Annotated in this window: 6 protein-coding genes and 1 pseudogene; 2 read left to right on the forward strand and 5 right to left on the reverse strand. The window is 65.6% G+C overall.

Going from position 1 to position 6,079, the window contains the following annotated elements; translation table 11 throughout:
• Window positions 1–33 precede the first annotated feature (33 nt).
• Genes FJZ36_17610 through mnmA form a run of 5 tightly spaced genes read right to left on the reverse strand, consistent with a single transcriptional unit; the run spans window position 34 to window position 4,629 of the window.
• Entirely contained in the window at window positions 34–1,095 is a 1,062-nt protein-coding gene (locus FJZ36_17610) for an rRNA pseudouridine synthase (GenBank protein ID MBM3216717.1), read from the reverse strand.
• The gene (scpB, locus tag FJZ36_17615) at window positions 1,085–1,636 is read right to left on the reverse strand and encodes an SMC-Scp complex subunit ScpB (GenBank protein MBM3216718.1); all 552 of its coding nucleotides are present in this window, start codon (window positions 1,634–1,636) and stop codon (window positions 1,085–1,087) included. The genes FJZ36_17610 and scpB overlap by 11 nt, the downstream gene beginning before the upstream one ends.
• The gene (locus FJZ36_17620; GenBank protein MBM3216719.1) at window positions 1,614–2,411 is read right to left on the reverse strand and encodes a segregation/condensation protein A; all 798 of its coding nucleotides are present in this window, start codon (window positions 2,409–2,411) and stop codon (window positions 1,614–1,616) included. Before FJZ36_17620 ends, scpB begins: the two co-directional genes overlap by 23 nt.
• Before the next feature lie 3 nt (window positions 2,412–2,414).
• The gene (gene trpS / locus FJZ36_17625; GenBank protein ID MBM3216720.1) at window positions 2,415–3,485 is read right to left on the reverse strand and encodes a tryptophan--tRNA ligase; all 1,071 of its coding nucleotides are present in this window, start codon (window positions 3,483–3,485) and stop codon (window positions 2,415–2,417) included.
• Complete coding sequence (gene mnmA, locus FJZ36_17630; protein ID MBM3216721.1) at window positions 3,478–4,629, reverse strand: tRNA 2-thiouridine(34) synthase MnmA; 1,152 nt, start codon at window positions 4,627–4,629, stop codon at window positions 3,478–3,480. Before mnmA ends, trpS begins: the two co-directional genes overlap by 8 nt.
• A 183-nt stretch (window positions 4,630–4,812) precedes the next feature.
• Between mnmA and FJZ36_17635 the strand changes: the two genes are divergently transcribed.
• Together FJZ36_17635 and FJZ36_17640 are read left to right on the forward strand one after the other, a co-directional pair.
• Window positions 4,813–5,514, forward strand: coding sequence for a M50 family metallopeptidase (locus FJZ36_17635; protein ID MBM3216722.1), 702 nt, complete (start codon window positions 4,813–4,815; stop codon window positions 5,512–5,514).
• 87 nt (window positions 5,515–5,601) lie between these two features.
• A pseudogene (locus FJZ36_17640) lies at window positions 5,602–6,079 on the forward strand (transposase).

Raw genomic sequence — 6,079 nt, forward strand, 5'->3', positions numbered from 1 at the left:
GATGGGTGAAGATGATCTCACCGGGACAGGGCGTCAGCCCGGACGCCGCGTCCGCGAGTTGGAGCTCCGCCCGGACGTGTTCGTCCGCCGAGAGCCCTCTGCCTCCGGGGCTCTGCGCGGGAACCGGCGCGACGACCCAGGATTCGCCTCCGTCGAGGCTGCGCGCTTGGGCGCCGATGAACGGTTTCGACCGGTCGCGGGCGTGGAACCCGCCTTCGTTCGAATGGTACCCGACCGTGAACCCGACGACGATCTCGTCGCCCCAGTTCCAGACGCCGTAGTTGGCGGGCCATCCGGCGTATCTTCCCGGTTCGCCGTAGATCGTGATGTGGACCACGCGTTCCCTCCTCGGTTCGGCTGGGAATCCTCGCCGCCCGGTTCGAGCCCGACGAGTCGCCGCAGTTGGCGCACCTCGCGGACGCTCAGGTCGCGGAACGTCCCCGCCGGCATCGAACCGATCCCTAGGGGCCCGAACTGCGTTCGGCGGAGCTTCTTCACGGGCAGGCCGACCGCCAGGCACATGAGCCGAACCTGCCGCTTGCGTCCCTCGTGAATGACGATGCTCAGGCGCGATTCCGCCGCGCCGCGATGCAGAACCGTCACGCGCGCCGGAGCCGTCTTGCCGCCTTCGATGAAGACGCCCTCCCGCAGGCTCGCTACCGCCTCGTCGGTGACGGAACCTCGGACGGTCGCCTGGTAGGTCTTATCGACGCCGTAGCGCGGATGGGTCAGTCGGAACGCGAGATCGCCGTCGTTGGTGAGCAGCAGCACGCCCGACGTGTCCGCGTCGAGCCTGCCGACGGGCGCGAGCCGCTGCGGCATCGGCGGAAGCAGCGCAAAGACCGTGTTCCGACCGCGGGTGTCTTTCGCCGTCGTGATGGTGTCGGTCGGCTTGTTCAGGAGGATGTAGCGATGGTCTGTCGAGATGCGGACCCGCTTGCCGTCGACGCGGACGTCCGCCTGCTTCTCGTTGATTGCGTGACCGGTCTCCGTGACGATCTCGCCATCGACGATGACCCGCCCCTCGCGAATGATGTCCTTGGACGCGCGGCGGGACGCCACTCCGGCGAGGGCGACGAACTTCTCAAGTCGCATCGGGCGCGTCTCCCGGGGGTCGAGTGAACAACTGCTCGAGTTCCTCCAGGGACGGGAGTTCGGAGAGGTCCTTCAGACCGAAGTGGTGCAGGAACTTGTCGGTCGTCGCGTAGAGGAGGGGTCTGCCCGGCACTTCCTTGCGTCCGGCGATGGCGATGAGCTGGCGTTCAGCGAGGGAGTTGAGGGCGCTGTCGCTGTTGACGCCGCGTATCTCCTCGACTTCGGAGCGGGTCACCGGCTGGTTGTAGGCGACGATGGCGAGCGTCTCCAGCGATGCGGTCGAGAGCTTCGAAGCGATTTCACGGCGGAAGAGCCGCCGCACCCAGTCGCTGTACGCCGGGCGCGTCGTGAGCTGGTAGCCGTTGGACACTTCGACGAGCTGGAACCCGCGCGCTTCCATGTCGTACTCCGCCTGGAGATCGAGCAGAAGTCCCTTGACGGAGCCCGCGTCGAGGTCGTCGATCGACTCGGCGATCTGGGCAGCCGTCAGGGGTTCTCCGGCGGCGAAGAGGAGCGCCTCAATCAATCGCTTCGGGTTCATGGTATCCGTAGGAAGTCGTGAGGCGGAACGTGCCGATGTCGGGTCGATCCGGGTTCAGGCGCAGGGCGACGGGCCCGAACGCCTCCTCCTGCACGGCGACGATCTGGCGCATCCGCACGAGCTCCAGGATCGCCAGGAAGGTGCAGATGAGCTCCAGCTTCGACTGCAGGGACTGGAAGAAGGTCCCGAACTCCGATGTGCCGTGGAGCTCCAGCTCGAGCAGGATTTCGTGGACCCTCTGCTCGACGGTGATCGGCTCTTCGTGTATCTCCGACGAGAACTCCGGGGCGAGCTCGGACTGCTGGACGAGGATCGTCTGGAACGCCGCCAGCAGGTCGAAGAGCGTCGCGCGGATCTCGTACTCGGTCGTCGGGCTGCCGGCATAGGCGTCGTCCGGCGGGCGCGCCACGACCTCGGCGCGGGAGTCTTCGCACTGGCGCAGGAACTGCGACGCTTCCTTGAACCGCTTGTATTCCAGCAGTTGGCGAACGAGCTCCTCCCGCGCGTCGGCGCTGGATGCCGCGCGGACGGGCTTGGAGGCGGGGAGCATGCTCTCGGACTTGATGAACAGGAGCGTCGACGCGATGACGAGGTACTCGGACGCCACATCGAGGTCGAGCGTCTGCATGAGCTCCAGGTACTGGAGATACTGATCCGTGATCTCCGCGATGCGGATATCGTGGATGTCCATCTCGTTCTTCTGGATCAAGTGCAGCAGAAGATCGAGCGGACCCTGGAACTGCGGCAGACTGAACTCGAGCGTAGCGACTGCCATCGGTCAGCCCTCCGACGGGTTCTCGCGGGCGATGCGTTCGCGCGCCTTGCGGGAGATGCGGTTCCAGACGCCCGTGAAGCCCATCGCCTTCTTCATCTCGGTCAGCGTCTCATCGCCGATTTTCTGGACGCGCAGGCTACCCTCGTAGACGACCTGCTCGACGTACCCCGACTGCTCTGCGAAGTGCTGTCGCCGGTCGCGGATGGGATCGAGGAAGTCGTTGAGCGCGCGGGTGAGCTTCTGCTTCACCTCGACGTCGCCGACGGTTCCCTCCCGATAGCGCGCCTTGAGGTCCTCGACCTCGGCGCGGTTCGTGTTGAACGCGTCGTGGTAGACGAAGACGGGGTTGCCTTCGACGGTTCCGGGAATGTCGGATCGGACGCGCTTGGGGTCGGTGTACATCCCCTGGACCTTCTTCTCGACGGTCCGGGCGTCGTCGGACAGCAGGATCGAGTTGCCGAGGCTCTTGCTCATCTTCGCCTGTCCGTCGGTTCCGACGAGCGTCGGCACGTCGCCGATCATGACATCGGGAACCGGGAAGACCTCGCCATAGTAGGCGTTGAACCGACGCGCGATCTCGCGAGTGATCTCGACGTGCGACTCGTTGTCCTTGCCGACAGGAACCAGGTGGGCGCGGGGCATCAGGATGTCCGCCGCCTGGAGGACGGGATAGCCGATGAGTCCGAAGGGGACCGCCTCGTCATCGAGGTTCGCGGCGCGCGCCATGTCCTTGATGCTCGGAAGGCGGGAGAGCCTCGGCAGCGTGACGAGCATCTCGAAGAAGAGGTTCATCTCGTAGACGGCGTGGACGGCGGACTGCAGGTAGATGGTCGACCGCCCTGGGTCGATGCCGACGCCGAGGTAGTCGAGGACCATCTCGCGGACGTTCTCGCGGAGCGCGTCGATGTGCTCCTTCTCCGGCGCAGTCGTCAGCATGTGCAGGTCGGCGACGATGAAGTAGCACTCGTACTCGTCCTGGAGCCGTACGCGGTTCTTCAGAGAACCGACGTAATGCCCCAGGTGCATCTTGCCCGTCGGTCGGTCGCCGGTCAGGATTCGCCGTCGGTCACCCATCGTTTGCCCCTTCTATGTTACGTGCGTCCCAACCAACGGGTTCAGGAATCCGCGCAGCGAGCGGCGCGGACGCGCTTTCGATCCATCCGCCGCCCAGCAGCAGATCGTCTCGATAGAGCACGGCCGCCTGTCCCGGCGTGACCGCGCGGCGGGGTTCATCGAACCGGACGCGCGCTCGCCCGTCGGGCAGAGCCGTCACGGTCGCCAGAGCGCCCGCGTCGCGGTAGCGGATCTTGACGGTCGCGCGGAGCTCCCCGTCAGGCGGCTCGATGCTCACCCAGTTGACGTCAGCGGCGACAAGCTCGGACGCGAGCAGCGCATCGGCGGAACCGACGACGATGGTGCGGTCGGCGGCATGTATCTCGGTCACGTAGAGCGGATGCTCGGCAGCGATGCCCAACCCGCGCCTCTGCCCGACTGTGTAAAAGGGCGTTCCGGCGTGCTCGCCGAGGACGGTTCCCGACTCGTCGACGATGTTCCCCGGCTCGATGGCGTCTCCAAGGCGGTCTTTAAGGAACCGTTTGTAGTCGTCGTCCGGGATGAAGCAGATCTCCTGGCTCTCCGGCTTGGTGGCTGTCGAGAGCCCGTACCGCTGCGCCAGCGCCCGAACGTCGGGCTTGCCGAGCTCTCCGAGCGGCATGACGGTGCGCGCGAGCTGCGACTGCGTCAGCGGAAAGAGGACGTAGGACTGATCCTTGCCCGCGTCGACGCCCTTTGAGAGCGTGTGACGAGAGCCGTCCGCGCCGATCCGCGCGTAGTGTCCGGTGGCGACGCGCTCCGCGCCGAGGTCGTCGGCGAGGTCGAGCAGCGCGCCGAACTTCAGGTCCTTGTTGCAGAGGATGCAGGGGTTGGGCGTGCGCCCGACCTGGTATTCCGCCGTGAAATAGTCGACGACGGACGCGGCGAAGGCGGCTTCATAGTTGACAGCGTAGAAGGGGATGTCGAGCTGCGCGGCGACATGACGGGCGTCGAGAATGCCATCGATGCCGCAGCAAGTCGGGCGCTTGCCGTCGGGACCGGCGGCTTCCTGGTCGCCCAGGCGCATCATGACGCCGATCACGTCGTAGCCCGCGTCCTTGAGGATCGCGGCGCATACCGACGAGTCGACGCCCCCGCTCATCGCGACGATGATTCGCTCGCCCATTGCCTGTGTTTCCACGGTTCGCAGCCATTCGGAACTTGGTTCCATTGTAGCGGCAGGGATCGGCGTTCACCAAGCGGCGTCGTTGCGCGGGTCCCAGCCCAGGGGCAAAATCGGCTGTCGTCTGCGGTGAGTCTGCGCGCGTTACACTCGTGGAACCGAGCGCGACCCCATGCGGAGAGCGCGATGCGTACGCTGGACTGGAAGAAGCTGCTCGGCTTGCTGGTGATCGCCGTCGGCGCGGGGGTCTTGTGGCAGTCGCCCTATCTGCAGCCCGCCAAGGTGTTTGTCGTCTTTCTCCACGAATCCGGTCACGCGCTGGCGGCTCTCGCCTCGGGCGGCGAAGTGCGCGAGATGCGCGTCCTGCTGGAAGAGTCCGGCATGGTGCTCAGCGCCGGAGGTTCCCCCTTCTGGACGCTCATGGCGGGATACCTGGGGAGCCTGGTGTTCGGCGGGGTGATCCTGGTGGTCTCGTCGCGCACGCCGCTGTCGAAGTCGCTGGCGTTCGCGTTGGGCGTGGGGATGGTGGCGATCACCGTCCTCTACATGCGGAACGCGTCGGGGTTCTTCTTCGGACTGGGATTCGGCGCAGCGCTGGTGATCGCCGGGCTGTTCCTGCCGAGGGTGTTCGCCGACTGGATTCTGCGAGGCTTGGGGCTGGTGAGCTGCCTCTACGCGATCTACGACATCACGTCCGACGTGCTTCTGCGTCCCGAAGCCCAATCGGACGCGCGCATGCTCGCCGAATACACGTCGTTCCCGCCATTCCTGTCGACGGAGCAGCAGACGCTGACGTGGGGCATCCTCTGGGTTCTCGTCGCACTCATCGGGACGTGGTTCTTCTTGGCGCTCGCCCTGCGGCCTGCCAAGAGCGATGTCGATTTCTAGAGCGTGTTATGGACTTTCCGAGGTTCAGGTAAACTGTGGGCATACTTCCGAGAGTCTGCCTCTCCGAACCGAAGAAAGCGCCACGAGATGCTCCGAAAAGCCTATCCGTCCGACGTGTCGGACGACGAATGGGGGTTCGTCGCCCCTTATTTGACGTTGATGATCGAGAACGCTCCGCAACGGGAACGTGCGTTGCGGGAAATCTTCAACGGACTGCGCTGGGTCGTGCGGGCGGGCGCCTCGTGGCGCATGCTGCCTCACGACCTGCCGCCGTGGGAGGCGGTCTATCAGCAGACTCAGCGATGGATCCAAGCGGGCGGCTTCGAGTCCATGACTCACGACCTGCGCGTTCTGCTGCGCGTGGCCGCCGGACGGAACGAACAGCCGTCCGTGACCCCCTTCTCGACAGCCGTACGCTGCAATCGACGCCGGAAAGCGCGACGCCGGAAAGCGCGACGCCGGAAAGCGGCGGTCGTGCGGGCTATGACGGAGCCAAGCGCAAGAAGGGCAGCAAGATTCACGCGGCGGTAGACACCTTGGGTCATCTGTTGGCGTTGCACGTCAC

This window comes from Candidatus Poribacteria bacterium, from assembly GCA_016866785.1.
GTDB lineage: Bacteria > Poribacteria > WGA-4E.